This is a genomic window from Gallibacterium genomosp. 3 (assembly GCF_001678475.1).
In the GTDB taxonomy this organism is placed as follows: domain Bacteria; phylum Pseudomonadota; class Gammaproteobacteria; order Enterobacterales; family Pasteurellaceae; genus Gallibacterium; species Gallibacterium faecale.
Window position 1 is genome coordinate 26,772 of sequence record NZ_JTJR01000050.1, and the last position, 24,777, is coordinate 51,548.

A 24,777-nucleotide genomic window follows, 5' to 3' on the forward strand; every position below is an offset into this window, starting at 1 on the left:
GTCGGAACACTGTATCCGACATTCATTATTTTTCGTCCTGTAAGCCTATTTTTTAATTCCTGTAATTCGACACCACTCTTCACGTTCAGCAACGTCATCTAAGGCAAATTGATCAGCATAGGCAGCAGCAACAGCGTTGCTTTGTGTAGCGAGAATCCCAGATAGACCTAAATGCCCTTGTGGAATAACTAAGTTAGAGATGATAGGCGCTAACTCTTTTAATGGACCAGCTAAAATATTAGCAACTACTACATCTGCGGTGAGATCTTGTGGGGTATCTGCGGATAAATAAAGTTGTAAGCGATCTTCAACACCATTGCGTTTTGCATTTTCACGGCTAGCCTGAATCGCTTGTGGATCAATATCAATACCAATAGCTTGTTTAGCACCCAATTTTAGTGCAGCAATGGCTAAAATACCTGAACCACAACCAAAATCAATGACAGTTTTATCTTGTAAATCAAGAGAATCAAGCCATTCTAAACAAAGTGCAGTAGTTGGGTGTGTCCCTGTGCCAAAAGCAAGCCCCGGATCCAACATCACATTGACCGCAGTTGGATCAGGGATCTCACGCCAACTTGGGCAGATCCATAAACGTTGGCCAAATTTGAGTGGATGGAAGTTATCCATCCATTCTCTTTCCCAATCTTTATCTTCGATTTGTTCAATTTTATAAGCGGTTTCAGCGGTAATAGCTTGTTCTGCAAATAGTGCTTCAACAATCGCTTGCATTTCTGTTTCTGCATCAAATAATGCCATTACATCTGTATTCCCCCAAAGGCGAGTTTCACCCGGTAATGGTTCAAAAATAGGGGTATCTTTACTATCCATAAATGTAACAGAAACAGCACCAAGCTCTTCTAAAATATCGCTAAGTTGTTCTGCTTGTTCATTTGTGCTATTTAATCTAATTTGTAACCACGCCATAAGTATCCTTAATTCGTTTTTCACCAAATTTATTTGCAATTAAGAACGCAATTAAGCCTAATACAAGAGATGGAACAATTGCGTGTAAATTGAAAGGTTTAATTGCTGCTGTAGTAAAGCCAATATAAATGCCTAAACCTACAATCATTGAAGCAATTGCACCATATGCATTCGCTTTTTCCCAATAAAGGCCGAGAATAATAACCCATAAAAAGGCTGCTTCCAAACCACCAAAAGCAAATAAATTTAACCAAATGATCATATCTGGTGGATTTAATGCAGCAATAACTAATAACGCACTGAGTAATAGCGTAATCAAGGAAGAAAAACGACTAATCTTCTTTTGATTTTTTGCGGCTTCAGGTTTTGCTGAAAGGTATAAGTCTTTGACAAAGATAGAAGAAGACTGAATGAGTTGGGCATCAATGGTGGACATAATTGCCGACATTGGTGCTGCAAGGAAAATTCCTGCAACAATTGGCGGTAACACTTTAACCATTAAAGCTGGAATAACTTGGTCAGGGATCGTTAGGTCAGGAATAATCACACGTCCTAATGCACCAGCAAGATGCATTCCTAGCATAATTACGCTAAGTACAATAGTACCGATAATCATACCGCGATGAAGTGCTTTACTATCTTTATAAGACATACAGCGAACCGCAGTATGAGGCAAACCAATTACACCAAAACAGACTAAAACCCAGAATGATGCCATAAAGGAAAAACTTAACATTTCATTTGGCCCATATGGGGAAACTAGGGCGGGATCAATAGTGGCTAATTTATCGACTGCAGCTTCTACACCACCAGCAGCATAAATCACGCCACCTAATAAAATGACAGTCCCTAAAATCATCACAGTACCTTGGATAGCATCTGTTAGTACGACTGCCCGGAACCCACCAATAAAAGTATATAAACCAACAGTAACCGCAAAAATAAGGAGCGCTTGCGTATAATTTAAGCCGATAGTGGTTTCTAATAATCTCGCTCCCCCGATAAATTGCACTGTCATTGCGGCAAAAAAGGCTAATAATAGTGCGATACAAGCGATCCAAACGAGATATTTATTTTTATAACGATATAGCAGTAAGTCATTAATCGTGAGGGCATTGGTTTCTCGGGAAAGCATAGCGAATTTTTTACCTAGTGTACCCAAAGCGAGCCAAACCACAGGTACTTGGATCATTGCAAGTAGTACCCACCCTAAACCAAACTTATAAGCAGCGCCTGGCCCACCGACGAAAGAACTTGCACTGGCATAGGTCGCGGCAGTTGTCATAGCTAAAACAAAACCCGTCATAGAGCGATTACCAACATAATATTCAGTTAGAAAATCACCTTGATGACGTTTACTGTATGCGTAGAGTGCGGCGCCGAAAATAAAGACTAAGTAAATAACCAATGGAAAAATAACACCTAAATTCATGGTTACTCCTTATCATCATTTTCTAATGGTAGATCTTGGAAAAAGATTCGAATTGTCCAATACCCGATAACAATAAAGAGAATAGGTAAATAAATACAGGCCAATTCAAACCAGAGTGGAAAACCTAATGGACCATGAGTGTTTGTAGGCAGGTAGGCACATAAACACCAACCAATGACATAAAGAATTGCAACAAATAAAGTAATTTTTGCTTCTTTTGTTGCTTGGCGATAACGTTCAAATTTTTGCACTTTTATCTCCTTTTAGAGAGCTGTTGTCATAGCATCTATTTTTAACTTCCTGTAATTTTCACAATATTGTTGTGAACAAAAAGGCTTGATTACTCATCAAGCCTTTATCATCTTAGCGTAATTTAGTTTTATTTCAATTTATTCATAATGGATTCAACTAATTGCTGTTTGCTAATCATCTCTTTTTCACCAGTACGACGTGATTTATATTCAATTTCACCTTTTTCGAGATTCTTTTCGCCAATCACAATCATATGTGGGATACCAATAAGCTCCATATCTGCAAACATTACACCCGGACGTTCTTTACGATCGTCGAAGAGAACTTCAACACCTTGTTGTGTTAAGGTTTGATAAAGTTCTTCGGCATATTGTTGTACTGTGGGAGATTTATGCATATTCATTGGCACGATTGCTACTTGGAATGGTGCAAGTGCATCACTCCAGATAATACCACGATCATCATGACTTTGTTCGATAGCAGCAGCAACAACACGTGTTACACCAATACCATAACAACCCATCATCATAGTTTGTGGCTTACCATCTTCGCCTTGTACCGTTGCATTCATTGCATCAGAGTATTTTTTACCAAGTTGGAAAATATGTCCAACTTCAATACCACGTTTGATTTGTAATGTTCCTTTACCACAAGGACTTGGATCGCCTTCTACTACATTACGTAAATCAGCAATTTGTGGTGTTGGCAAATCACGTTCCCAGTTAATGCCAAAATAGTGTTTACCATCAATATTTGCACCTGCACCAAAATCGCTCATATTGGCAACTGTACGATCAATGATAATTTCTAATGGTAGCTTAATTGGACCAAGTGAACCCGGACCAGCACCTACTGCAGCACGAATTTCTTCTTCTGTGGCAAAGGTCAGTGGGCTTGCTACTTGAGGTAATTTTTCTGCTTTGACTTCATTTAGTTCATGATCGCCACGTATTAATAACGCAATTAATTGACCTTTTTCTACACCATGAACGATTAAAGTTTTTATTGTTTTTTCAATTGGTAAATTAAATTGTTCGACTAAAGCGGCAATCGTTTTAGCATTAGGAGTATCAACGATACGTAACTCTTCAGTTGCTGCGGTACGTTCACCTAAGGCAACTGCCTCAGCTAACTCAATGTTTGCGGCATAATCTGATTCGGTAGAGAAAACAATATCATCTTCACCACTTGCGGCTAATACTTGGAATTCATGTGAAGCACTACCACCAATAGAACCAGTATCAGCTTGGACTGGACGGAAATCTAAACCTAACCGGTTAAAGATATTGCAATAGGTTTGATGCATAACATCATAAGTTTCTTGCAAACTCTCTTTAGAGAGATGGAATGAATAAGCATCTTTCATAATAAATTCACGTGAACGCATTACACCAAAACGAGGACGGACTTCATCACGGAATTTAGTTTGAATTTGATAAAGATTTAATGGAAGTTGTTTATAAGAAGAAAGCTCACGACGAGCAAGATCTGTAATTACTTCTTCGTGAGTTGGCCCTAATACAAAAGGACGATCACCACGATCCGTAAAACGTAATAATTCTGGACCGTATTGATCCCAACGTTGTGATTCTTGCCATAGATCAGCGGGTTGAACAACGGGCATAATCACTTCGATTGCCCCACTTTTGTTCATCTCTTCTCGCACGATATTTTCCACTTTTTTCAATACACGCACACCAGTAGGCATCCATGTGTATAAACCCGCAGCGAGTTTACGGATCATACCAGCTCGTAACATAAGCTGATGGCTAATAACCTCAGCATCAGCTGGAGTTTCTTTCAGAGTTGCAAGTAAATATTGACTAGTACGCATAATAAAATTCCATCATAAAACAAAAAAATTGCCCGTATTCTAGCATTAGCCTGTACAAGGCGGAATAGCAGAATTCTCAGTTAGTTAAATAAAATGTCGAGCCAACGCAGTCACAATAATGCCAATGACCACTGTGGGTAATACAGAGAAACGTGTAGCAGCCAAAAATGTGGCAATTAAACCAATCCAATCAGCGATATTGGTGCTAGTAAATTCTGGGGCAATCACCGAAATTAAAACACAAGGTGGTACTTGAGCTAATAAGTTTTTTGCCATAGGTGAAAGATGTTTTTTCTGTAATAAGAAAAAGCCCAATAGACGGGTAGAATAGGTAACAGAAGCCATTGCAAAAATAGTTAATACTTCCCAACTCATTTATGTTTCTCCAAGAAATAGGCGATGATTAAACCACTTAATGTGCCAAATAGCACATACCAAGCGCCAGCAAAGAGTTGATAACTGATTGCCGCTACCACAAGACTGACTAACCAGGCGATTGCAGGACGAAAACCTGTCCACATTCCTTTGAGTAATACCAAAAATACTGAGACAAAAGCGATATCAAAACCATATTGTTTGATGTCACCTAAGAATGGGCCTATCCAAGCACCAATACCAGTTGAAATAATCCAAGCAAGATAAAGAGAAAGTGCCATTGAAAAATAATAACGCAAATCAAGCTGGCGTAATGCGTGTTGCTTAATATGATTTAACGCTAAGGCCCAAGCTTCATCACACATAAAAAAGAGTATCAGTAATGTTTTACGTAAGGGTAATCCTTTTAAATAAGGTGTAAGTGCTGTACTCATTAAAATATGACGGCAATTTACCAGAAAAGTGGTAAACATAATCAGCAGTAACGGTGGCGGTGAAGTCCATAAGCCAATAGCAGCAAATTCGGAACCGCCTGCAAAATTGACTCCGGTCATTAAAGGGACTTGCCATAAAGTCATATGGCTAGCGGTACCTTGCGCACCTAATACCAAACCAAAAGGAATAAAACCGAGTAATACGGGAAAGGCATCTCGGAAGCCTTGAGAGATTGAGTTATTTGTCTGTTGCATATTTATTCTTATTGTCCTGACAACGTATTGTAATAATGAAAAAAGGGAATTAGTCTAGCTAAGATTTCAGGAATGATCAGTATTCTGTATCGATTTTTCTGGTAACCATCTTCATAAGATTAAGGTTACTAATTTTTCTCTAATTTTGCTTAGCTAGACTACGCTCCGCTGAAAGACGAAAAGGAGACAAATTTTGAATTTCAGTAGGTATAACATAATAACAAAGGAGACGAATATGTCTAAACTCAGTAAAAATGTGGCAATTTTTTCAACAATTGCACTAATTACAGTTGGGACAGCGAAATTCGCAATGGCCGATGATCCTGATTTTCAACGTTTAGAAACCGCATTAAATAATAGTAAAATTACGCTTGTTGAAGCAATTGATATTGTAAGTAAAAAAGTAGATGGCAAAGTACTTGAAGCGGAGTTCCACCCACGTAAACAAGGAAATCCAAGTTATGATGTAGAAATCCTTACTAAGGAAAAACAACTTAAAGAAGTTAGGATTGATGCAGTAACCTCAGAAGTTATTAGGAATGAAGTAAAGGAGATGGATGCTCCACATAGACATAGAAAACATGATCACTAAAGATTGTCGTCACTAGTCACTTTCTTAAATTATAATAATTAAATTTTAGTTACCCCGCAGTTTACAGTAGTCGTTTCGGCTACTGTTTTTTTATCTCTCTTTCAGATTGTCCCATTTCTTTGCTGATTTATTTCCGTTATTATCTAAAACCTTTGTTGTGATTAAATGAATAAGGAAGAGCAATGAATTTACGTAATACGATTAGCAGTAGCCCGATGAGTGCCTATCAATGGGGAATCGTGGTAATTGCTGCCATTATGAATTTATTAGATGGATTTGATGTTTTAGCATTAGCCTTTACTGCGACAGCGATTCGTCAAGAGTTTGGTTTAAGCGGCATACAATTAGGTGCATTATTAAGTGCCGGATTATTTGGGATGGCAGCGGGTTCGCTGTTTCTTGCGCCAGTGGCAGATAAAATTGGTCGCCGTCCATTGTTGATGATTGCTGTGCTATTGTCTGCTTTAGGAATGTTTGGTTCTGCTTATTCTGGCAGTCAATTTTGGTTAGGTGTCTGGCGAGTGATTACTGGCTTAGGTGTGGGTGGTATTTTAGTTGGAACCAATGTACTAACCAGTGAATATTCTTCACGTCGTTGGCGTAGTTTAGCAATCAGTATCTATGCAGCAGGATTTGGGGTTGGTGCAGTATTAGGAGGAATGTTTGCCGTCATGTTACAAACAGAGTATGGTTGGCGTTCTGTTTTTTTAGCTGGGGCGGTATTAACCACAATTTGCTTGGTAGTAATTGTTGTTTGGTTGCCTGAATCAATAGATTTCTTGTTAGTTAAACAACCGAAAAATGCACAAGCGAAATTGAATCGTATTACCGCTAAAATAGGGTTAGGTAATCAATGGACATTACCAGAAAAGCCAGTACCTACTGCTGTAACACGCTTACCTTTTTCTCGCTTATTAGATCAAACTTATCGCCGTTCTAGTATTCTGTTATGGCTTGCGTTCTTCTCAATTATGTTTAGTTTTTATTTTATTAGTTCATGGACGCCAGCATTATTAAAAGAAGCAGGAATGACAGTAGAGCAGAGTGTTAGTATCGGTATGATGATCTCATTAGGTGGGACAGTTGGCGCTTTATTATATGGTTTATTAGCCACTTATTGGCGAGCAAAATCAGTGTTACTCTTTTTTATCGTTGTCGCCGCTGGCGTAGTAGTACTATTTATTTTATCGAGTACGGTGTTATGGTTGGCGATGGTGTTAGGAATTTTAGTCGGCGCATTAATTAACGGATGTATTAGTGGACTTTACACCTTAAATCCTAGTGTATATGCGGCAGATATTCGTAGTACTGGCGTGGGTACAGCCATTGGGGTAGGGCGAATCGGGGCAATTCTTGCACCGACAATCGCAGGTCTATTATTAGATCAAGGCTGGGATAAACAGGATCTTTATATTGGTGTTGCAGTAGTATTGTTAATTTCGACAGTGGCTTTAACTTATTTGAAAAGTCATCAAGAAATTTAATACATATATTAGATGTGTTGTATCCTATATGCAGGACTTTTGTAGCTTAGCAATAATATTGCTAAGCTACTTTAGTTTAAATATTATTGTAAAATATGTGGTAACACACCGATTTGTTTACCTAAAGAATCAATCTTATTTTGGTAAAATTGATTACCATTACGTTGATCTAAAGTTAATGCAAGCTCTTTTGCAGTATCATAATTTTGAGTATCGTGGTAGGAAAGTGCCATTAAAACCTTTAAGATATGGACGCTTTCTCCTATTTGGAAAATAGATTCATGGTATTTTTCAATAAGGTTAGCTGCAATTTCAGTTTCACCTAATTGATAAGCAATAATCATTAAATCAGGTAATTCTCTTAGTGTTTTTTCTTGCTCAATTAATTTGACAGCTTTTGGTAATAGTTTCTTAGCTTTATCAAATTGATGTGTTTCTAATAAGCTATATAGGATTGCAGCATAAGTAATGTGAGGTACTTCAGCACAAGCTAATTTGCCAGATAGAATATCTTTGGATAAGTCTAATACTTTGGCATAGTCACCAATAAAATAATAATAATTCACTTTATCTGCTGCGACACAAGCAGGACAGTCATTCATATCATCGGCAGGCTCATTTTGCCATAATTTAAAGTATTCTTGTGCTTTGTCCCGATCACCTCTAGCCATATATTGTAGCATTTTGGATGTGTAAACAGGAGCCATAGAAAATTCAAAATATTGATAATAATCTTTCATTAATTCCAACATATAGTCTATTTCTTCCATAGTAGCATTAGCATCTTCTGGTATATGTGGAATAATCCATTTGAATTTCCATATCAGCTCCATCAAATTCTCAAAATATTTATCAGATTCACTTTCAGGAGCTGTTTCTGGCAGATTACTTAATTTTTCATGAGTGTATTGCAACAAAAAACGAAAGCAATGCGCCCGAAAACGAATATGGAATTCTGTTTGAACTTCATCTAATACATAATTAGCAATATCAGCAGCTAAATTTAGATTATCCTGTTCAATGGCAGCATTATATTGCTCAGTTAATACCTGTTCTTTTTCGATGTGTGCTAAAGGAGCAATCATCTCTTTTATGTGGGGCATGTTCATTATAATTTACCTTTTTGTTATTGGGAGATGTCAATAATTGACACCATATTTTGAAATTTATCTAATCCTATTATCTAAACCTAGCTGCCTGAAAATGGCATCAGTTGTTGGATGTAAGGTATCTGATACAACAAGTATAGTAAAGTTATTTTTTAATTAACTGTTCATTTGCCCATAACTCAGCAAAGCTTTCACGGCGTTTAATGAGATGGGCTTTATTACCATCAACTAATATTTCGGCTGCCTTTGGATGTGAGTTATAATTGGATGCCATACTTGCACCATAAGCACCAGCAGAACGCTGGGCAATAAAATCGCCTTCAGCAATCGCAAGCTGGCGTTCTTTTCCTAAGAAATCCGAAGTTTCACAAATTGGACCAACGACATCGTAGGTTTTGCTTTCGCGGGCTAGGGTACGATCAACTTCAATAATTTCCATATACGCTTGATAGAGCGCTGGGCGAATCATATCATTCATCCCAGCATCAACAATCGCGAAATTAAAATCTTCATTGGATTTTAAATATTCTACTTTAGTTACCAAAATACCGGCATTCGCACTAATCGCACGTCCTGGTTCAAGGATAATTTCGAGATTAGGATAATCAACAAATTTAGCAAGTAATGCACTTGCATATTCTGTTGGATGTGGAGGTGTTTCATTACTATAACGTACGCCTAAACCGCCGCCTAAATCTAAATGATGTAATTCAATCCCATCTTCATGTAACTGTTCTAATAAAACTAATAAGCGATCAGCTGAATCCAAAAATGGCTGCAATTCAGTAAGTTGTGAACCAATATGACAATCCATACCAACAATTTGAATATGAGGTAATCCTTTCGCCAGACGATAAACTTCACGAGCACGTTTAACGCTCACCCCAAATTTATTTTTCTTTAAACCTGTAGAGATATAAGGATGGGTTTTCGCATCAACATCTGGATTAACTCGCAAAGAAATTGGTGCTTGCTTCTTCATCTCTGCTGCAACTTGGTTGATACGCAGTAATTCTGCTTCTGATTCGACATTAAAGCAGCGAATTCCAACTTCTAAAGCACGTGCGATCTCAGTGTGTGATTTAGCGACACCTGAAAAAACGACTTTATTCGGATCGCCACCAGCAGCTAAGATACGTTCTAATTCGCCTTGTGAAACAATATCAAAACCAGAACCAAGTTTTGCTAACAGATTAAGTAAAGCAATATTGGGATTAGATTTTACAGCAAAGCAAATTAAATGAGGATGACCAGTGAGTGCTGAATCAAAGGCGTGCCAATGACGTTCTAACGTCGCACGAGAGTAAATATATAACGGAGTACCAAATTGTTGTGCTAACTGACTTACTGGCAATTCTTCTGCCATCAGTTGATTATTTTTATAATTAAAATAGTCCATAACTACGTCTTAAACCTCGATATTATTGGGAATCTGTTTTTTGTTGGACAGGTTGTTCTTGAACGGGATGATACAAAGGGCCTTTTACGCCACAAGCGGTTAAACTTAAACAAAAGCCACTTAGAACCATGGCAATTAATAATTTTTTCATAACTTAACTCCTCATTTGATAGGTGTTCTTTTTACCATTAATTTGTGCTTTGTGCTATCTCTAAGAGGGGAAAATCTCTATAATGACCCAGCTATTTTTTTGAGGAGTATGTTATGAATAACGCAGAATATCATCAAGCTGTAGAACAGACTTGGCAACAAGTAGAAGAACAGTTAGAAGAACAAGATTGCGATGTTGATTGCGACACTCAAGGATCGGTATTTACGATTACTTTTGCTGATCGCAGCCAGATTGTGATTAACAAACAAGAACCGCTGCAAGAACTCTGGTTGGCAAGTAAGTTAGGCGGTTATCATTTCACTTATCAGCAAGGACAATGGTTAAATGCAGAAGGAAAAAATTTCTGGGGCTATTTAACAGCAGCTTGTCTTGCTCATGGTGAACAAGTTGATTTTACTTAATAAAAAGGAATAACGATGCGCCTCACTCATTATTTTTTAGCATTTTCTACTTTAATTGCATTACCAACTGCCATGGCGAGTGTGTTGCCATATGAAAGTCGTACCGCATTATTATTGCAAGCGGCGCCAGAAAATTTTGTTGGTTTAAAACCTTATGAACAAAACTACTTAATGGAAACTTATTCTAATCGAAACTTTAATTACCCTGAAAATATGAAACATGATGAAGTGAAGTTTCAAATCAGTGTTGCGGTACCGCTTTGGAAAGGTATTTTCGGTAAGAACTCGGTACTTGCAGGGGCTTATACACAACGTTCATGGTTCCAATTAAGTAATCGTGAACAATCTTCACCATTCAGAGAAAGTAACTACCAACCACAATTATTTCTCGCTTGGGCAACCGATTATGATTTATGGTGGGGCTGGAAACTTGCTGATGTAGAAACAGGGATTGTTCACCTTTCTAATGGGCGTAGTGATGAACAAGCCAAATCACGCAGTTGGAATCGTCTATATTTACGAGCGAGCTTTACTAAAGATGATTGGTTAGTGGAATTAAAACCATATTGGCGAATCCCAGAAAAAGCATCTAGTGATAATAATCCTGATATTGTGGATTATTATGGCTATGGTGATTTAAGCGTAGGTTATCGTTTTGGTGATCATATCGTGAAAACTACTGCACGCTATAATACTGCTTCAAATAAAGGTGGAATGGAGCTTTCTTGGAGTTATCCAATCGCCAAATATGTACGTTTATATGCACAATATTATCATGGTTATGGTGAATCCTTGATTGATTATAATCGTTCCATTGATCGTATCGGACTAGGTATTAGTTTAAATAATGTCTTTTAATCCGCTAGAGCAGGTGGCATCATCAGCTACGGATTCACCTGCTTTTGCACAAGCTAAAACCATCTTACAAGAGGTGTTTGGCTATCAACAATTCCGCCAAGGACAACAACAAATTATTGAAGCCACGCTACAAGGACAAAGTAGTTTTATTTTAATGGCAACAGGGGGTGGTAAATCGCTCTGTTACCAAATTCCTGCACTCTGTTTCCCTGGGCTGACTTTAGTCATTTCTCCCTTGATCGCTTTAATGCAAGATCAAGTGGATCAGTTAGTTGCCAATGGTGTTGCTGCCGCTTATCTAAATTCTAGTCAAACGTTAGAACAGCAACGAGCTACCGAACAACAAGCGCTCTCTGGACAACTAAAATTACTCTATATTTCACCAGAGAAAGTGATGACCAGTGCATTTTTCTATTTTATTCAGCAGTGCCAAGTGAGTTTAATAGTGATTGATGAAGCTCACTGTATTTCGCAATGGGGGCATGATTTTCGTCCAGAATATGCAAGGTTAAGCAATCTTACCCGTGTTTTTCCTAATGTACCGATTATGGCTTTAACTGCAACAGCGGATCGTGTGACACGCCAAGATATTTTATCGCTTCTCAATTTACAGCAACCATTTATCTATATTGGTAGTTTTGATCGTCCAAATATTCGTTATACGGTGGTGGAAAAGTTTAAACCGCAAGAACAATTACTCCAATTTGTCTTAGCTCAAAAAGGAAAAAGCGGGATTGTGTATGCTAATAGCCGTAATAAAGTCGAACGTTTAGCAGAACTATTACAACGGCGAGGTATTGCTGCAAAAGCCTATCATGCAGGCTTTAGTAATGAAGTACGTGAACGAGTTCAGCATGATTTTCAACGTGATAATATCCAAGTGATTGTTGCAACAATAGCGTTTGGTATGGGAATTAATAAACCCAATATTCGCTTTGTATTGCATTATGATTTACCTCGCAGCATAGAATCTTATTATCAAGAAACAGGACGTGCAGGGCGAGATGACCTACCCGCAGAAGCGGTATTATTCTATGATCATCAGGATTATATTTGGTTAAATAAATTATTACAGGAGAAACCTGATTCTTCACAAAAAATGATTGAGCAACACAAATTACAAGCGATGGGAGAATTTGCAGAAGCTCAGACTTGCCGCCGTTTAGTGTTATTAAATTATTTTGCTGAACATCGTCATCAACCTTGTCAGAATTGTGATATTTGTTTAAATCCACCGCAGAAATATGATGGTTTAATTGATGCACAGAAAATTTTATCTACCGTATATCGTACTGGGCAACGCTTTGGTAGTTATTATGTGATCGCGGTATTACGTGGGGTAAATAACCAAAAGATCCAAGAATTACAACATGATAAGTTATCCGTTTATGGTATTGGTAAAGATAAATCACAAGAATATTGGCACAGTGTGATTCGTCAGTTAGTTCATCTTGGTTTTTTAACACAAAATATTACTAACTTTTCAGCATTACAATTAACCGAAGCAGCAAGACCTCTTTTGCGTAGTGAAATTCCATTATCGTTGGCATTACCACGTCAAAATCTGTCAATGATTAATCATGCCCACCAACTACAAGCCCGCCAAGGTGATCGACAATTATTTAATCAATTACGTCAATTACGTAAGCAGCTCGCCGACCGGGATAATATTCCACCGTACGCAGTGTTTAATGATGCCACTCTAGAAGAAATGACCCGTGAAATGCCAACATCGTTATCAGAAATGTTACAGATTAATGGGGTAGGTTTTAAAAAACTAGAACGTTATGCTCAACCTTTTTTACAGGTGATTGTAGGATATCAGAGGAAATAAATTAAGCACCTAATAATAGGTGCTTAATTGCTAACTTATGATGTAATTTTGTCTTTCTGTTTAAGATTGATAAATAACATAATCAATAAAATCACAATACCGACAATATCAGAAATAAATTCAGGTGAAATTAATAAGACTGAACCAATTGCAAGAATAATGCGGAATACCATATTGATATTATGTTTGAAATAGCCCTCTACTGCGGCAGATAGACCAATAACCCCTAAGATCGATGTCACACAAACAGAAATAATTTCGCTGATTGCCGGCAACGGGAATGAATTTGCTGTAATCGCTGAATTGTGAATATCAATCATCAACATACTTGGATTATAGACAAAGATAAATGGAATGATGAAGCCTGCTAAGGCTAAGCGTAATGATTGCCAACCTGTTTTCATCGGATTACCGCTGGCGATTCCAGCACCAGCGAAAGAGGCTAAAGCCACTGGTGGAGTAATGTTAGCGAAGATACCAAAATAGAAGACAAACATATGGCTTACTAAAAGTGGAATATTGAAATCCGCTAAAGCAGGCGCTGCCATAGTTGCTGTGATGATATATGCTGGAATGGATGGTAAGCCCATACCTAGCACAATGGAAGCAAGCATGGTTAAGATTAAGGTAAGAAGTAATGAACCCGCACCAAAAGTCACGATATAAGAAGTCATTACGGTACCAAAACTGGTGAGGTTAACGACACCGATAATAATACCTACTACCGCACAAGCCGCCATAACAGAAAGGGACTGTTTAGCGCCATCTTCAAGTGCCTCAATAATCTCTTTTACACCCATCTGAGTTTCCTTGCGGAACCAGCTCACAATAATCGTGATTAAAATAGTGTAAGCGGCTGCATAACCAACAGGAACAGATTCCATTAAGAATACAACGAGAGCCACAATCGGAATGAACATATGACCACGTTCTTTCATCACTAATTTAAGTTGTGGTAATTGATCTTTAGAGAGTCCTTTAAGGTTGTGTTTTCCTGCTCGGAAATGGACTTGCGCAATGACGCTAATGTAGTAGAGAAGAGCAGGTAACAGTGCTGCTAAGGCGATTGTACTATATTTAACACCTGTTGTTTCAGCCATAATAAACGCACTGGCCCCCATAATTGGTGGTAATATTTGTCCACCAACAGAGGCGCTGGCTTCAACTGCACCAGCAAAGTTTGGGTGATACCCAATTTTTTTCATTAATGGAATAGTAAATGCACCAGTACTTACTACATTGGCAACTGCCGCGCCATTAATACTTCCCATAAAACCACTGGAGATAACAGCCACTTTTGCTGGCCCACCTTGGCGACTACCTGCGAGTGCAAGTGCGAGATCGTTAAATAATTTCCCCATTCCTGATTTGGCTAAGAATGCACCAAATAAGATAAATAAGAAAATAAAACTGACTGAAGCGCCAATGGCAGAAGAGTATAGTCCTTCAGTTTTTAAATAAAGTTGTCCAAAGATATCCCCAATATCGTAATAACGAGTTAATAAACGGTCGGGCATAAAATCCATGGAACTAACAAATGGATAGATTAAGAAGATTAATGCAAAAATAATTAAGATATACCCAGTTATTCTGCGTGCAGCTTCAATCACAATTAACGTTGTAAGAATTGCGAAGATAATATCGGCTTGATTAGGAATCCCACCACGCGTTGTCATGAGTGCTTCATATTCGTAACAGAGATAGCCTGCGGTAACGAGTGCAACAATTCCTAGGATCCAGTCAAACCACATAATCCTACTTTTACTGTATTTCTTACTTACTGGATAAATTAAGAAAATAAGTAATGTACCGATACCAACGTGGAGCGCACGTTGTAATAATGTTGGCATCGGATAAAAAGTGATGTAGAGATGAAAAAGGGAGTAGATAACCGCAACAAATGAGATGGCGTAATTTTGCCATTTAGATTGTACAGATTTAACTACCGATTCTTTGTCGTATTTTTCGAGAATATCTTGATAATTCTTCTCTTGGTTAGTGTGTTCGAGGTTTGACATTGCATTTCACTCCTAATAAAAAAGATAGAATATTTTGTTTTATTGGAATAATTTTTATCTCGTTATAATCAGGGACGAGTTGATAAACAGGAAGAATAAAGTCGTCAGAAAATAGAACTCCTTGCATATTGGATGAAACAATCCAATTAATTCCTGGCAAAGTAATGTGTTTTTCAAAACCAACAAAACCCTCTGGTGCAGCAATGTTATTACCATCCGCTGGTGAACCAGCACCAAAGGTTTGCTGAAATACTTTGTCTAAAATCAAGATATTACCTTGTAAAGTGTAATGTTCTTGCCATAACTGTTTTTCGACAGAGTGTTTCCACTGCAGTGTAAAGTTGTTAGTCGGTAAACGGCACGATTTATCATTAAATTTTAGATAAATCGTGTCGAGAGGGTAAGTTAAGATCGCTACTGCAACAATAATCAGAAATATAGCGATCTTAAAACTTGTTTTCATCGTTATTTTTTACTCATTTCGTCATAATAACGTTTTGCACCTGGATGCAATGGGGCAATTGAGCCTTTTTGTGCTTCTTCTAAAGTAATATCTTTTGCTGCTTGGTGAGAAGCTTTCAATTTATCTAATCCTTCAAAGAATGTTTTTGTAAGCAGATAGACATCATCATCACTTAAATCGGAACGAACCACGAGAGCGTTACGAATAGCGATAGTTTGAATATCTTCAGGATTGTTGTAAGTGCCAGCCGGAATAACCATTGAAGTGAAGTAAGGATATTGTTGCATAATTTTTTCAGCACCTTCTTTAGGAATACTTACAAGTTGTAAATCAAAACCTTGTTGTAATTCCATTAATGAAGAGTTTGGTAAGCCACTGGTTAAGAATGCTGCATCAATACGTCCTGCTTTTAATGCGTCTACGGCTTCTGCATAACCTAAGTAATCAACAGTAATATCGTTATAAGTAATACCAAAACCGGCAAGTAATTTACGCGCGTTGACTTCTACGCCAGAGTTTTGTGCACCAGTTGCAACACGGTGTCCTTTTAAGTCGGCAATGGTTTTAATTCCTGTTTTTTTAGAAGTAATAATTTGTACGAAGTTTGGATAAAGCCCTGCTAACTCACTGACAGTAGTGATTTTTTTATTTTCAAAGCTACCTAAACCGTTTACAGCATCACTCAATGCGTCACGCATTACAAATGCCATTTCAACCTTCTTACTATTAAGCAGGTTAATATTTTCTACTGAAGCTCCGGTGGTTTGGGTTTTAGAATTGGCTTTTAATTCAGTGGAGTAAACCTCTGCTAAAGTTGTACCAATGATGTTGTAAGGGCCTGATGCACCGCCAGTTGCAATAGTGACGAATTTGGAAGCAAGTTTTGGTGTACTGTTAGCAGCTGGTGCAGCTTGTTCAGAATTATTAGCAGTAGTGTTTGCTGCAGGTTTTTCTTTTTCATCATTACAGCCAACAAGAACGACAGATGAAACTAAAAGTGATGAAAGTAAGAGAGTTTTAAAGTTTGCCATATGAGCTATCCCGATGTTGTGTTATTGGAAGTAAATAAAATTGTAAAATAGATGTTAATGCATAAATATGCAAGTAGGTGTGATTTGAATTGTGTGGTGGATCACAATTTAGATAAGAAGGAAATAATTTATTGGATTAAAGTTTCTTAATTGATTGTCGCCAAATTAACTGTGGTTCAAGCATTAAAGTTTTGTATTCTTGTTGTGGCGATTTAATGCGTTGTAACAACGTTTCAACAGCGAGTTCCCCTAATTCTGCTTTAGGTTGATGGATAGTAGTGAGTGGTGGTGTTAAATATTGTGACAGCATAATATTGTCATAACCAATGACAGACAGATCCTCTGGAATACGTAATCCATGTTGCCAAGCAACCTGGTAAACACCTACTGCAATTGTATCACTACACGCAAAAATGGCGGTTGGATGATCAGTACATTGTAATAATTTCTTCATACCTTCCACGCCACCTTCAAAGTCAAAATGACTTTCAATAATCCATTCAGGATGGATAGCTAAATTAGCATCTTGTAACGCTTTTTTATAACCTATGAGGCGGTTATGAGCTAAGGATTTGTCTAATTTACCGGTAATAATTGCAATTTTTTGATGCCCCTGTTCAATTAAAGTTTTTGTAGCAAGGTACGCCCCTAACTCCGAATTTTCATAGATTTGATCCGCATTTAAAGCTGTTGGCCACCAGTCCATAATCACCATAGGAAGTTGAACATTTAGCTGTTTAACAATGGAGTGGCGAGAGTCAGAATACATTAATAATAGACCGTCAACCTGTTTTTGAATTAAGATTTGAATATTTTGTAATAAACGAGCTTCATCGCCATCAGTACTGGAAATAATTAAATTATATTGATGTTGATTGCAGTAATGTTCCACACCACTTACCACTTCTGCAAAGAAAGGGTTACTGGTGGCAGTAACTAACATTCCTAATGTTTTGGTTTCTTTAACTTTTAAACTACGGGCTACGGCAGAAGGGGTGTAATTTAGTTCATGGACAACTTTCATAATTTTTTCACGCATTTCATCACTAACATAACGACTGTTATTAATCACATGAGAAACGGTAGATGTTGAAACTTTTGCAATCCTTGCAATATCTTTCATGGTTGCCATAAATTACCCCTTACTATACTGCTTATAGGTTAATTTTATTGAGCTGCTTGTAAAAAATCGAGTGTTTCTTCTCTTGTTGGAATGGAAGATTGTGCCCCGAAACGTGTAACACTAATCGCAGCAGCGGCTTGTGCAAATTGAATTGCTTCCTCAAGTGATTTTTGTTCGAGTAGTGCTGTCATCAATGCACCATTAAACGTATCGCCAGCGGCAGTAGTATCTTTAGCTTGGACGCAGAAACCGGGAATGATTTTTTGTAATTGGTTATGACTAATGAATACGCCCTTGGCGCCTAAGGTAATTAATACAATAGCTACGCCTTTTTGATGGAAAACTGTTGCGGCTTGTGCTGCACTTTGTTCATCAACCACCTTAACCCCAGTTAATACTTCAGCTTCTGTTTCATTGGGAGTAATCATAGTGAGATGAGAAAGTAATTCATCAGGCAATGGTTTTGCGGGTGCCGGATTTAAAATCGTATGTTTACCCGCCTGTTTGGCAATTTTAGTTGCGTGAATAATAGCCTCTAAAGGCGTTTCTAATTGCATTAATAGTGCATCAGAATTAATAATTTGCTGTTTAAATTTATCAACAATTTCAGGAGTAAGATGTGCATTAGCGCCCGCAGAAATCACGATACTGTTTTCGCCATTGCTCGCAACTTGAATCATTGCAATACCTGTGGTTTGTTGTGGAATAGTCGTGATTGTTTCTACATTGATACCTTGCTGTTGAAAGGAGTTTTTCATTTGCTGACCGATATCGTCACTACCAATGCAGGCAATAAAATTCACATTTGCACCTAAGCGAGCTACGGCTACTGCTTGATTTGCACCTTTACCACCAAAAACAATATGGTAATTTTCTCCCGCAAGGGTTTCACCAGGTTGTGGAAAATGTGGAATATGAATAACATGGTCAGCATTAATGCTACCTAAAATAGTAAGTTGCTTTGTCATTATTGTTCCTTCATTAGAGAAGGATGGGATATGCCCCATCCTAAATAATTGATATTAAATAGTTGTATTTTTAATTTTTTCACGGTAATCATCAGACGCTTGCATGATATGATGTAATAAATCTTCTACAGCCCAATATTTAATTAGGATATCGTCTGGAATAACACGAGAGTTATAGGATTGAAATATACCTAATTTTTTATGCATTAGTTTAGCAAAATTAGGATATCCAAAACTTTCAGCAGCTCCACAAATAGCTAAGAAATGTGCTAGTTCATGTACTAAAGGATGATTTATATGTTTATGTTTGTATAACCAGGCATAAAGATCCGGGTGAATATTGTTGAATACTCCAGAAAAACCTTCTGAACCAGCTTTCATTGCCTCAAATGCTATAGATGCATTTGCATTTACAATTTTAAGATTACTGTTTTTAGTTAAGTTCACTCTTCTTTTTACTGTTTCTAAATCGCAAGAAACATCTTTTAATACCAACATATTATCGAATTGAGCGAAATAGCTAATTTCCTCATCTGTCAATAAGCGTCTGAATGGAGCAGGACATTCATATAATCCTAATTTGATATTTTTGGGTAATGCTCGTATTAATTTTTCAAAATGTTGTTTTAATATAGAAGTTCCTTCATTTTTAATATCTAATCGATTAGTTATCAAAATTACAGCGTCAACCCCAGTTTGGTAAATAGCAGTTAATTCTTTCAATTGATCTTCAATATTATTACTAATATGTCCAGAAGCGACGACAGGAATTCTTCCATTTGTTTGTGATATAACAGTTTCTGTTATTTTTACTCTTTCCTCTAAAGAGAGATATTGTATTTCACTAGATTGGCAAGCAGCAAATAAAGTATTTGCTCCGTTATCAATATACCAATCGGTTAAACAACGTAAACTCTCATAATCAACTTCATTATTTTCTGTAAATGGTGTTAGCATTACAGGGATAATACCTTGAATTTTCATCTTATTTCTCCATTGAATTAATTTTTTTTATTAAAGTTTTTTATAATTCCATATATTTGCAGAATAACTACTAATGCAAATAAGAAAGAAAGGATTAATGAAACTGGCCTGTCAATGAAAGCTAGTAAATTTCCATCTGCTTTAGTTAATGAAGCAAGTAAATTTCGTTCTAGCATAGGTCCAAGAATCATACCTAGAATAATAGGGGAGATTGGATAAGCATTCTTTTGTAGAAAATAACCTATTATTCCCATAATAAGCATTACAATAATAGCTTCAATAGAATTATTTATTGCAAAAGAGCCTATAATGCTAAAGATAATAATGATTGGATATAGAATATCTTTATTAATTTGAACAATTTTTTTAAGGAAATTCACAACAATTAAAGCTAAAGGAATTAGAGCGATGTTAGCTATTAAAAATAGAATAAATACTGCATATAATTTATCTGGTTGAAATAAAAATAGTGATGGTCCAGGCTGCATATCTTTCATATATAGAACGCCAATAATAATAGCAGCGGCTGAATCTCCGGGTATACCAAATACAAGTGATGGAATCCAGCTACCAGCTAAACTTGCATTATTACTACTTGAAGAGTCAATAATAGCGTCTTCTGAACCTTTACCATATAATTCAGATGTTTTAGATAATTTTTTTGAAACTGCATAAGAGATCCATGCAGCTATATCTGCACCAGCACCAGGTAAAGCACCTATTAATGTTCCAATTACACTGCTTCTTAAAATGCTTCCTTTTCTTTTGTATAAGGTTTTACTTAAACCACTAAATATATTTAAGGATTTTGGTGCATTAAAATTCTCTTGATGAGAATCTTGAACTAATTTATATCTATTAGCATAGTATTCAATTGCTCCGGATATGGCAAATAATCCTATCATTGCAGGAATAAAGCTAATACCTTCATAAAGAGATACAAATCCAAAAGTAAATCTTGCTTGTCCGGTAAACTCATCAAAGCCTATAGTTGAAATAATGATTCCAAAAAGTAAAGTAACTAAACTTTTTGTAATAAACTTTCCCGAAATAAGAGTCGCACAACTTAAGCCTAGTAAGGATAACCACATATATTCAAAAGAGCTAAATTTCAGAGCAAATTTCGCTAAACTAGGAGCTGCCAAAGATAAAATTATTGTACCTATTATTCCGCCAATGACTGAGCTTAATAAACCAAGCCCTAATACTCTATTTATTTTTCCTGATTTAACAAGTAAATATGAGTCATCAACATATGCTGCTGATGCAGGTGTTCCTGGGATTCTTAATAAAGCTCCAGGTATATCACCAGCATAAATAGAAGATGCACCTACAGAAATCATTAATGCAAGTGCAGTGATTGGATCCATAAAAAAAGTAAATGGAACGAGTAATGCTACAGCCATTGTAGCTGTTAAACCTGGAATTGCCCCAACAAAGAGACCAAATAAACCAGCAGCTAATATCGCTAAGATTGCATTGAAGTTAATATATGAGATAGCTGATAAGATAATATCCATAAAATCTCCTACTCAAAGAATATTCCATTAGGTAAGGAAACAAGAAGTATTTTTGCAAATAAAAAATAAATGGAAAAAGATAAGAGAATTAGGAAAATAGTTGTAATAATTTTCCCATTTTTTATAAATGGGATAGTCAAACTAATTAATATAATACTGGTTGTTAATATAAACCCTAGAAAGTTAGATGCTAGTATATAGAAGATTATAGTTATAATTATTAAAGACCCACTAACAATATCTTTCTTTATATCAAATTTTTTGAATACATACTTTTTCTTTAGGTTGATTTCCATAAAGAAATCTATAAGAGAAAATATACACAAGATTCCTCCGATAATAGTAGGGTAAAATGCTGCTCCATATGAAGTGAAATCCCCGTAAGTGTAGTAGCTATATATAGAAATAATTAAACTAATTGTTAAAATCAATAAGGGAGTTAATATTCTGATCATAAATCTTTTCTAGATCCCACTGAGTGAGATCTAGAACCTCCTAAGTATTTATTTAGATAATAATTCACCAAATTTTGAATCTTCATTCTGCATAAATTGTATTAATTCATTTCCATATAATGGTCCAACATCAAAGCCTTGTTTATGAGAAAATTGCTGTAATTCACCGCTGGCATAAACTTTTTCCATGGCTTTTACTAGTTTTTCTTGTACATCTTTCGGCAATCCTTGAGGTCCTACTAACACATTCCAACCACCAAGAGACCAATTTGTTTTAGTTTCATTTTTAAATACAGGAATATCAGGATATAGGGTATCTGTGTTATCAGATGTAATTGCTAGATGTCTAACAAGCCCAGCATCTGTCATACTTTTAGCTTCTCCTGGGGATGATGTTGTAAAATCAATCCCTCCAGAGATTAATTCTTGTAATGCCGTGCTAGCTCCTTGAGAAGGAATAAACTTCACAGCATTTTCTGGTTGATTTGTACTTTTTAAAATACCAAGTAAATTAAGGTGCCAAATAGAGTTTAATCCACTACCAGATGCTTTTAATTTGCCAGGATTATTTTTAATGTCATTGATGAGATCATTAATAGTGTTATAAGGTGAATCTTTTGCTACTTGTATTCCACCTGGAACTACGGCTAGGCGAACAATAGGGGTATAATCTTTATAACTTAAATCTGTCATTTTTTGATGTCTCATTAGAGCAATTTCAGCCGTTGCAACACCTAATGTATATCCATCTGGTTTAGCCCGTTTAATAGCATCATGTCCCACTACACCACTACCTCCTGTACGGTTAATTACATTTACATTAACACCTAGTTCAGTTTGTAGTCCTTTAGCAACTAGACGTGCAATCGTATCAGTATTACCACCAGCTCCCCAAGGAACAATAATTGCAATTGGTTTTTCTGGATAAGCAGCTAAAGCTATTGAAGAAAATAAAGAACATAATAATAACGTTTGAGTAGTCAAATTTTTCATAAATCACCTCTAGCAAAAGTATAAAAGATATTATCGAAACGTTTCGATAGGGATGATGGAGAAGTTTTGTATGACTGAAAATAAGCAATGTTTAAATTTGTGAAGCCGATCAAAAAATAAAAATATCGTATAAAGTTTGAATTAGAAAACATAGCATTAAAGCTTAATGAATTAGTCAAGGAAGATGGGGTATTTAACAAATTTCTTGCTAAAACTTTTCAAATTTTTTTGCTTGTTGGTTTTTACTTTGTTGATATGATTTTTTCATCATTGAATAAGTGATTAGCTATCCATAATTCGCCATTGTGAAACAATATATTGTTAAAGGGGGTATATGATGGGATTTTGTTCTGATTCAATCAAAGTATTACAAGTGATTAGTAAAACTGGTAGCTTTAGTGAAACAGCAAAAGTTTTACACCGTGTTCCATCTGCGATTGGCTATACAGCAAGAAAAATGGAAGAGGAATTGGGGGTAAAACTATTTGAGAGACGGAATGGGCATATTATATTAACACCAGTTGCAAATTATATTTTAGAGCAAGGTGATTGGATTTTACAAGGATTACAAGAATTACAAAGGAATGCTTTACGTTTACATGAAGGTGTAGAAAGCCAATTTAGGATTGCGTTAAATTATATTGTAAGCCACCAACCTATCCCTCAATTACTAGCTAATCTATTAGAGAAGTTCCCCGCAACAGAATTTTCTATTCGTACAGAAGTTTATAATGGCACATGGGATTCATTATATGAGGATCGTGCTGATTTTGTAATTGGTGCTCCCCAGAACCCGCCTTGGAATGATGGTAGTATTTCTACTGAATATTTAGGAGATGTAGAATGGGTATTTTTAGTTTCACCTCATCATCCATTAGCAAAAGAAGAACAAGTTCTAAGATCTGCAAAATTACGTCAATTTCCATCCATTGTAGTACATGATTCATCAATTGCTTTACAGCAGAAAAAAACATGGGCATTAAAAGGACAAAAAATTATCTATGTGACAGACCTTAATATGGTGCTATCAATGATTATTGATGGAATTGGTATAGGTTTTGTTCCTAGAGGATTTGCAGCATCAGCATTATCAGAAGGGAGCGTAATAGAAAAAATAATTGCGGAGCATAAACAGCCGATAAGGGTTTATTATGCCTGGCAAAATCAAAGAAATAGTTTAATTACTAACTATTTATTAGATGTGTTGTGTACAGATGAATATCGTACACAGTGGTTAATTTAATTCATTATCGAAAGGAGAAACATATGAATGAATTACTTTTTAAGGCAGCAGAAGAAGGGAATTGCTATCAGATAAGGCAGTTATTATCTCAGGCTAATGTGGATGTTAATGTAAGAGATAAGGGAAAACGTACGCCTATTCTAGTTGCTGCACAAAATCGACAGTATGAGGCTATTAGATTATTAGCTGAATATGGAGCTGATATTAATCTTCAAGATAATAAATGCTTTAATCCATTTATTTATGGTTGTATTCATAATGATTTATCACTTGTGAAGCTAATGGTGGAGTTAGGGTGTGACTTAACTTGCTTAACACGCTTTGGTGGAAATGGATTGACTCCTGCAGCAGAAAAAGGTCATGAGGATATTGTTCGATTTCTATTAGAAAATACGGATATTAATGTGAATTTAACTAATACTGTAGGTTGGACGGCATTAATTGAAGCTATTATTCTTAATGATGGTGGAGAGAAAATGCAAAGAATAGTTCGCTTGTTATTAGAACATGATGCAGATCCAACTATGACAGATGAATGGGGTGTATCTCCATTAGAATTAGCATGTCGCAAAGGTTATCATGAAATAGCCTCTATTATTAAAGAATATCTTTAAGAGGAGG

General features: G+C 36.4%; 25 protein-coding genes. 7 read left to right on the forward strand and 18 right to left on the reverse strand.

The genetic code is table 11. The features are described 5' to 3' along the window. Positions 1–45: 45 nt before the first annotated feature. From prmA to QV06_RS11050, 6 genes are all read right to left on the reverse strand, one after another. Positions 46–927 carry a 50S ribosomal protein L11 methyltransferase gene (gene prmA / locus QV06_RS11025; protein ID WP_065238182.1) on the reverse strand — a complete coding sequence of 294 codons (882 nt, stop codon included), beginning with the start codon at positions 925–927 and terminating at the stop codon, positions 46–48. Further along, a complete protein-coding gene (gene panF / locus QV06_RS11030; protein ID WP_065238183.1) occupies positions 908–2,359 on the reverse strand; it encodes a sodium/pantothenate symporter in 1,452 nt (483 codons plus the stop codon). The genes prmA and panF overlap by 20 nt, the downstream gene beginning before the upstream one ends. A gap of 2 nt (positions 2,360–2,361) precedes the next feature. Then, positions 2,362–2,610, reverse strand: coding sequence for a YhdT family protein (locus tag QV06_RS11035; protein ID WP_065234178.1), 249 nt, complete (start codon positions 2,608–2,610; stop codon positions 2,362–2,364). A 128-nt stretch (positions 2,611–2,738) separates the two neighbouring features. Further along, positions 2,739–4,445: a proline--tRNA ligase gene (gene proS, locus QV06_RS11040; RefSeq protein WP_065238184.1), complete on the reverse strand. Its 1,707-nt coding sequence runs from the start codon at positions 4,443–4,445 to the stop codon at positions 2,739–2,741. A gap of 84 nt (positions 4,446–4,529) precedes the next feature. Continuing rightward, positions 4,530–4,820, reverse strand: coding sequence for an AzlD family protein (locus tag QV06_RS11045; protein ID WP_065238185.1), 291 nt, complete (start codon positions 4,818–4,820; stop codon positions 4,530–4,532). Next, positions 4,817–5,509: an AzlC family ABC transporter permease gene (locus QV06_RS11050; protein ID WP_065238186.1), complete on the reverse strand. Its 693-nt coding sequence runs from the start codon at positions 5,507–5,509 to the stop codon at positions 4,817–4,819. The genes QV06_RS11045 and QV06_RS11050 overlap by 4 nt, the downstream gene beginning before the upstream one ends. Before the next feature lie 235 nt (positions 5,510–5,744). Between QV06_RS11050 and QV06_RS11055 the strand changes: the two genes are divergently transcribed. Both QV06_RS11055 and QV06_RS11060 read left to right on the forward strand, forming a co-directional pair. After that, the gene (locus QV06_RS11055; protein ID WP_065238187.1) at positions 5,745–6,101 is read left to right on the forward strand and encodes a PepSY domain-containing protein; all 357 of its coding nucleotides are present in this window, start codon (positions 5,745–5,747) and stop codon (positions 6,099–6,101) included. A gap of 182 nt (positions 6,102–6,283) precedes the next feature. After that, positions 6,284–7,585 (forward strand): MFS transporter, encoded by a 1,302-nt coding sequence (locus QV06_RS11060; RefSeq protein WP_065238188.1) that lies wholly within the window; start codon positions 6,284–6,286, stop codon positions 7,583–7,585. Positions 7,586–7,668: 83 nt separating this feature from the next. Here QV06_RS11060 and QV06_RS11065 read toward each other — a convergent pair whose 3' ends face one another. The 3 genes from QV06_RS11065 to lptM form a co-directional block, all read right to left on the reverse strand. Next, positions 7,669–8,694, reverse strand: coding sequence for a hypothetical protein (locus QV06_RS11065; protein WP_156542069.1), 1,026 nt, complete (start codon positions 8,692–8,694; stop codon positions 7,669–7,671). Positions 8,695–8,839: 145 nt separating this feature from the next. Beyond that, positions 8,840–10,093 carry a diaminopimelate decarboxylase gene (gene lysA, locus QV06_RS11070; RefSeq protein WP_065238190.1) on the reverse strand — a complete coding sequence of 418 codons (1,254 nt, stop codon included), beginning with the start codon at positions 10,091–10,093 and terminating at the stop codon, positions 8,840–8,842. Positions 10,094–10,115: 22 nt separating this feature from the next. After that, on the reverse strand, positions 10,116–10,244 hold the full coding sequence (gene lptM, locus QV06_RS11620; RefSeq protein WP_082985097.1) for an LPS translocon maturation chaperone LptM: 129 nt from the start codon (positions 10,242–10,244) through the stop codon (positions 10,116–10,118). A gap of 113 nt (positions 10,245–10,357) precedes the next feature. On the opposite strand from lptM, the gene cyaY reads away from it, so the two are divergent. The 3 genes from cyaY (at position 10,358) to recQ (ending at position 13,358) form a co-directional block, all read left to right on the forward strand. Next, positions 10,358–10,666 carry an iron donor protein CyaY gene (gene cyaY / locus QV06_RS11075; RefSeq protein WP_065238191.1) on the forward strand — a complete coding sequence of 103 codons (309 nt, stop codon included), beginning with the start codon at positions 10,358–10,360 and terminating at the stop codon, positions 10,664–10,666. 72 nt (positions 10,667–10,738) lie between these two features. Next, the gene (locus QV06_RS11080) at positions 10,739–11,524 is read left to right on the forward strand and encodes a phospholipase A (RefSeq protein WP_245174290.1); all 786 of its coding nucleotides are present in this window, start codon (positions 10,739–10,741) and stop codon (positions 11,522–11,524) included. Further along, positions 11,514–13,358 carry a DNA helicase RecQ gene (gene recQ / locus QV06_RS11085; protein WP_156542072.1) on the forward strand — a complete coding sequence of 615 codons (1,845 nt, stop codon included), beginning with the start codon at positions 11,514–11,516 and terminating at the stop codon, positions 13,356–13,358. Before QV06_RS11080 ends, recQ begins: the two co-directional genes overlap by 11 nt. 35 nt (positions 13,359–13,393) lie before the next feature. On the opposite strand, the gene QV06_RS11090 is transcribed toward recQ, so the two are convergent. The 9 genes from QV06_RS11090 to QV06_RS11130 all read right to left on the reverse strand — a co-directional run bounded on the left by QV06_RS11090 (position 13,394) and on the right by QV06_RS11130 (position 22,913). Further along, the gene (locus tag QV06_RS11090; protein ID WP_065238193.1) at positions 13,394–15,376 is read right to left on the reverse strand and encodes a TRAP transporter permease; all 1,983 of its coding nucleotides are present in this window, start codon (positions 15,374–15,376) and stop codon (positions 13,394–13,396) included. Then, a complete protein-coding gene (locus QV06_RS11095; protein WP_065238194.1) occupies positions 15,354–15,839 on the reverse strand; it encodes a DUF1850 domain-containing protein in 486 nt (161 codons plus the stop codon). Before QV06_RS11095 ends, QV06_RS11090 begins: the two co-directional genes overlap by 23 nt. Positions 15,840–15,841: 2 nt before the next feature. Further along, on the reverse strand, positions 15,842–16,870 hold the full coding sequence (locus tag QV06_RS11100) for a TAXI family TRAP transporter solute-binding subunit (protein WP_065238195.1): 1,029 nt from the start codon (positions 16,868–16,870) through the stop codon (positions 15,842–15,844). 136 nt (positions 16,871–17,006) lie between these two features. Next, entirely contained in the window at positions 17,007–18,002 is a 996-nt protein-coding gene (locus QV06_RS11105) for a substrate-binding domain-containing protein (RefSeq protein WP_065238196.1), read from the reverse strand. Positions 18,003–18,037: 35 nt separating this feature from the next. After that, positions 18,038–18,961, reverse strand: a complete 924-nt coding sequence (rbsK, locus tag QV06_RS11110; RefSeq protein ID WP_065238197.1) for a ribokinase — start codon at positions 18,959–18,961, stop codon at positions 18,038–18,040. Between the two features lie 54 nt (positions 18,962–19,015). Next, a complete protein-coding gene (locus QV06_RS11115) occupies positions 19,016–19,945 on the reverse strand; it encodes a dihydrodipicolinate synthase family protein (protein ID WP_065238198.1) in 930 nt (309 codons plus the stop codon). Positions 19,946–19,962: 17 nt separating this feature from the next. Continuing rightward, positions 19,963–21,465 (reverse strand): tripartite tricarboxylate transporter permease, encoded by a 1,503-nt coding sequence (locus QV06_RS11120; protein ID WP_065238199.1) that lies wholly within the window; start codon positions 21,463–21,465, stop codon positions 19,963–19,965. An 8-nt stretch (positions 21,466–21,473) separates the two neighbouring features. Then, on the reverse strand, positions 21,474–21,920 hold the full coding sequence (locus QV06_RS11125; RefSeq protein ID WP_065238200.1) for a tripartite tricarboxylate transporter TctB family protein: 447 nt from the start codon (positions 21,918–21,920) through the stop codon (positions 21,474–21,476). Between the two features lie 48 nt (positions 21,921–21,968). Beyond that, positions 21,969–22,913, reverse strand: coding sequence for a tripartite tricarboxylate transporter substrate binding protein (locus QV06_RS11130; protein WP_065238201.1), 945 nt, complete (start codon positions 22,911–22,913; stop codon positions 21,969–21,971). Positions 22,914–23,247: 334 nt separating this feature from the next. On the opposite strand from QV06_RS11130, the gene QV06_RS11135 reads away from it, so the two are divergent. Together QV06_RS11135 and QV06_RS11140 are read left to right on the forward strand one after the other, a co-directional pair. Further along, entirely contained in the window at positions 23,248–24,156 is a 909-nt protein-coding gene (locus QV06_RS11135) for a LysR substrate-binding domain-containing protein (protein WP_082985098.1), read from the forward strand. 23 nt (positions 24,157–24,179) lie between these two features. Then, positions 24,180–24,770 (forward strand): ankyrin repeat domain-containing protein, encoded by a 591-nt coding sequence (locus tag QV06_RS11140; protein ID WP_065238203.1) that lies wholly within the window; start codon positions 24,180–24,182, stop codon positions 24,768–24,770. Positions 24,771–24,777: the final 7 nt, after the last annotated feature.

Excerpts from the sequence above, each read along its gene's own strand:
- QV06_RS11050 (WP_065238186.1), bottom strand. The coding sequence starts at position 5,509 with ATGCAACAGACAAATAACTCAATCTCTCAAGGCTTCCGAGATGCCTTT.
- prmA (WP_065238182.1), bottom strand. The coding sequence starts at position 927 with ATGGCGTGGTTACAAATTAGATTAAATAGCACAAATGAACAAGCAGAA.
- QV06_RS11100 (WP_065238195.1), bottom strand. The coding sequence starts at position 16,870 with ATGGCAAACTTTAAAACTCTCTTACTTTCATCACTTTTAGTTTCATCT.
- QV06_RS11115 (WP_065238198.1), bottom strand. The coding sequence starts at position 19,945 with ATGAAAATTCAAGGTATTATCCCTGTAATGCTAACACCATTTACAGAA.
- rbsK (WP_065238197.1), bottom strand. The coding sequence starts at position 18,961 with ATGACAAAGCAACTTACTATTTTAGGTAGCATTAATGCTGACCATGTT.
- QV06_RS11090 (WP_065238193.1), bottom strand. The coding sequence starts at position 15,376 with ATGTCAAACCTCGAACACACTAACCAAGAGAAGAATTATCAAGATATT.
- panF (WP_065238183.1), bottom strand. The coding sequence starts at position 2,359 with ATGAATTTAGGTGTTATTTTTCCATTGGTTATTTACTTAGTCTTTATT.
- proS (WP_065238184.1), bottom strand. The coding sequence starts at position 4,445 with ATGCGTACTAGTCAATATTTACTTGCAACTCTGAAAGAAACTCCAGCT.
- cyaY (WP_065238191.1), top strand. The coding sequence starts at position 10,358 with ATGAATAACGCAGAATATCATCAAGCTGTAGAACAGACTTGGCAACAA.
- QV06_RS11105 (WP_065238196.1), bottom strand. The coding sequence starts at position 18,002 with ATGGCAACCATGAAAGATATTGCAAGGATTGCAAAAGTTTCAACATCT.
- QV06_RS11120 (WP_065238199.1), bottom strand. The coding sequence starts at position 21,465 with ATGGATATTATCTTATCAGCTATCTCATATATTAACTTCAATGCAATC.
- QV06_RS11045 (WP_065238185.1), bottom strand. The coding sequence starts at position 4,820 with ATGAGTTGGGAAGTATTAACTATTTTTGCAATGGCTTCTGTTACCTAT.
- QV06_RS11065 (WP_156542069.1), bottom strand. The coding sequence starts at position 8,694 with ATGAACATGCCCCACATAAAAGAGATGATTGCTCCTTTAGCACACATC.
- recQ (WP_156542072.1), top strand. The coding sequence starts at position 11,514 with ATGTCTTTTAATCCGCTAGAGCAGGTGGCATCATCAGCTACGGATTCA.
- QV06_RS11080 (WP_245174290.1), top strand. The coding sequence starts at position 10,739 with ATGGCGAGTGTGTTGCCATATGAAAGTCGTACCGCATTATTATTGCAA.
- QV06_RS11140 (WP_065238203.1), top strand. The coding sequence starts at position 24,180 with ATGAATGAATTACTTTTTAAGGCAGCAGAAGAAGGGAATTGCTATCAG.
- lysA (WP_065238190.1), bottom strand. The coding sequence starts at position 10,093 with ATGGACTATTTTAATTATAAAAATAATCAACTGATGGCAGAAGAATTG.
- lptM (WP_082985097.1), bottom strand. The coding sequence starts at position 10,244 with ATGAAAAAATTATTAATTGCCATGGTTCTAAGTGGCTTTTGTTTAAGT.
- QV06_RS11060 (WP_065238188.1), top strand. The coding sequence starts at position 6,284 with ATGAATTTACGTAATACGATTAGCAGTAGCCCGATGAGTGCCTATCAA.
- QV06_RS11125 (WP_065238200.1), bottom strand. The coding sequence starts at position 21,920 with ATGATCAGAATATTAACTCCCTTATTGATTTTAACAATTAGTTTAATT.
- QV06_RS11055 (WP_065238187.1), top strand. The coding sequence starts at position 5,745 with ATGTCTAAACTCAGTAAAAATGTGGCAATTTTTTCAACAATTGCACTA.
- QV06_RS11135 (WP_082985098.1), top strand. The coding sequence starts at position 23,248 with ATGATGGGATTTTGTTCTGATTCAATCAAAGTATTACAAGTGATTAGT.
- QV06_RS11095 (WP_065238194.1), bottom strand. The coding sequence starts at position 15,839 with ATGAAAACAAGTTTTAAGATCGCTATATTTCTGATTATTGTTGCAGTA.
- QV06_RS11130 (WP_065238201.1), bottom strand. The coding sequence starts at position 22,913 with ATGAAAAATTTGACTACTCAAACGTTATTATTATGTTCTTTATTTTCT.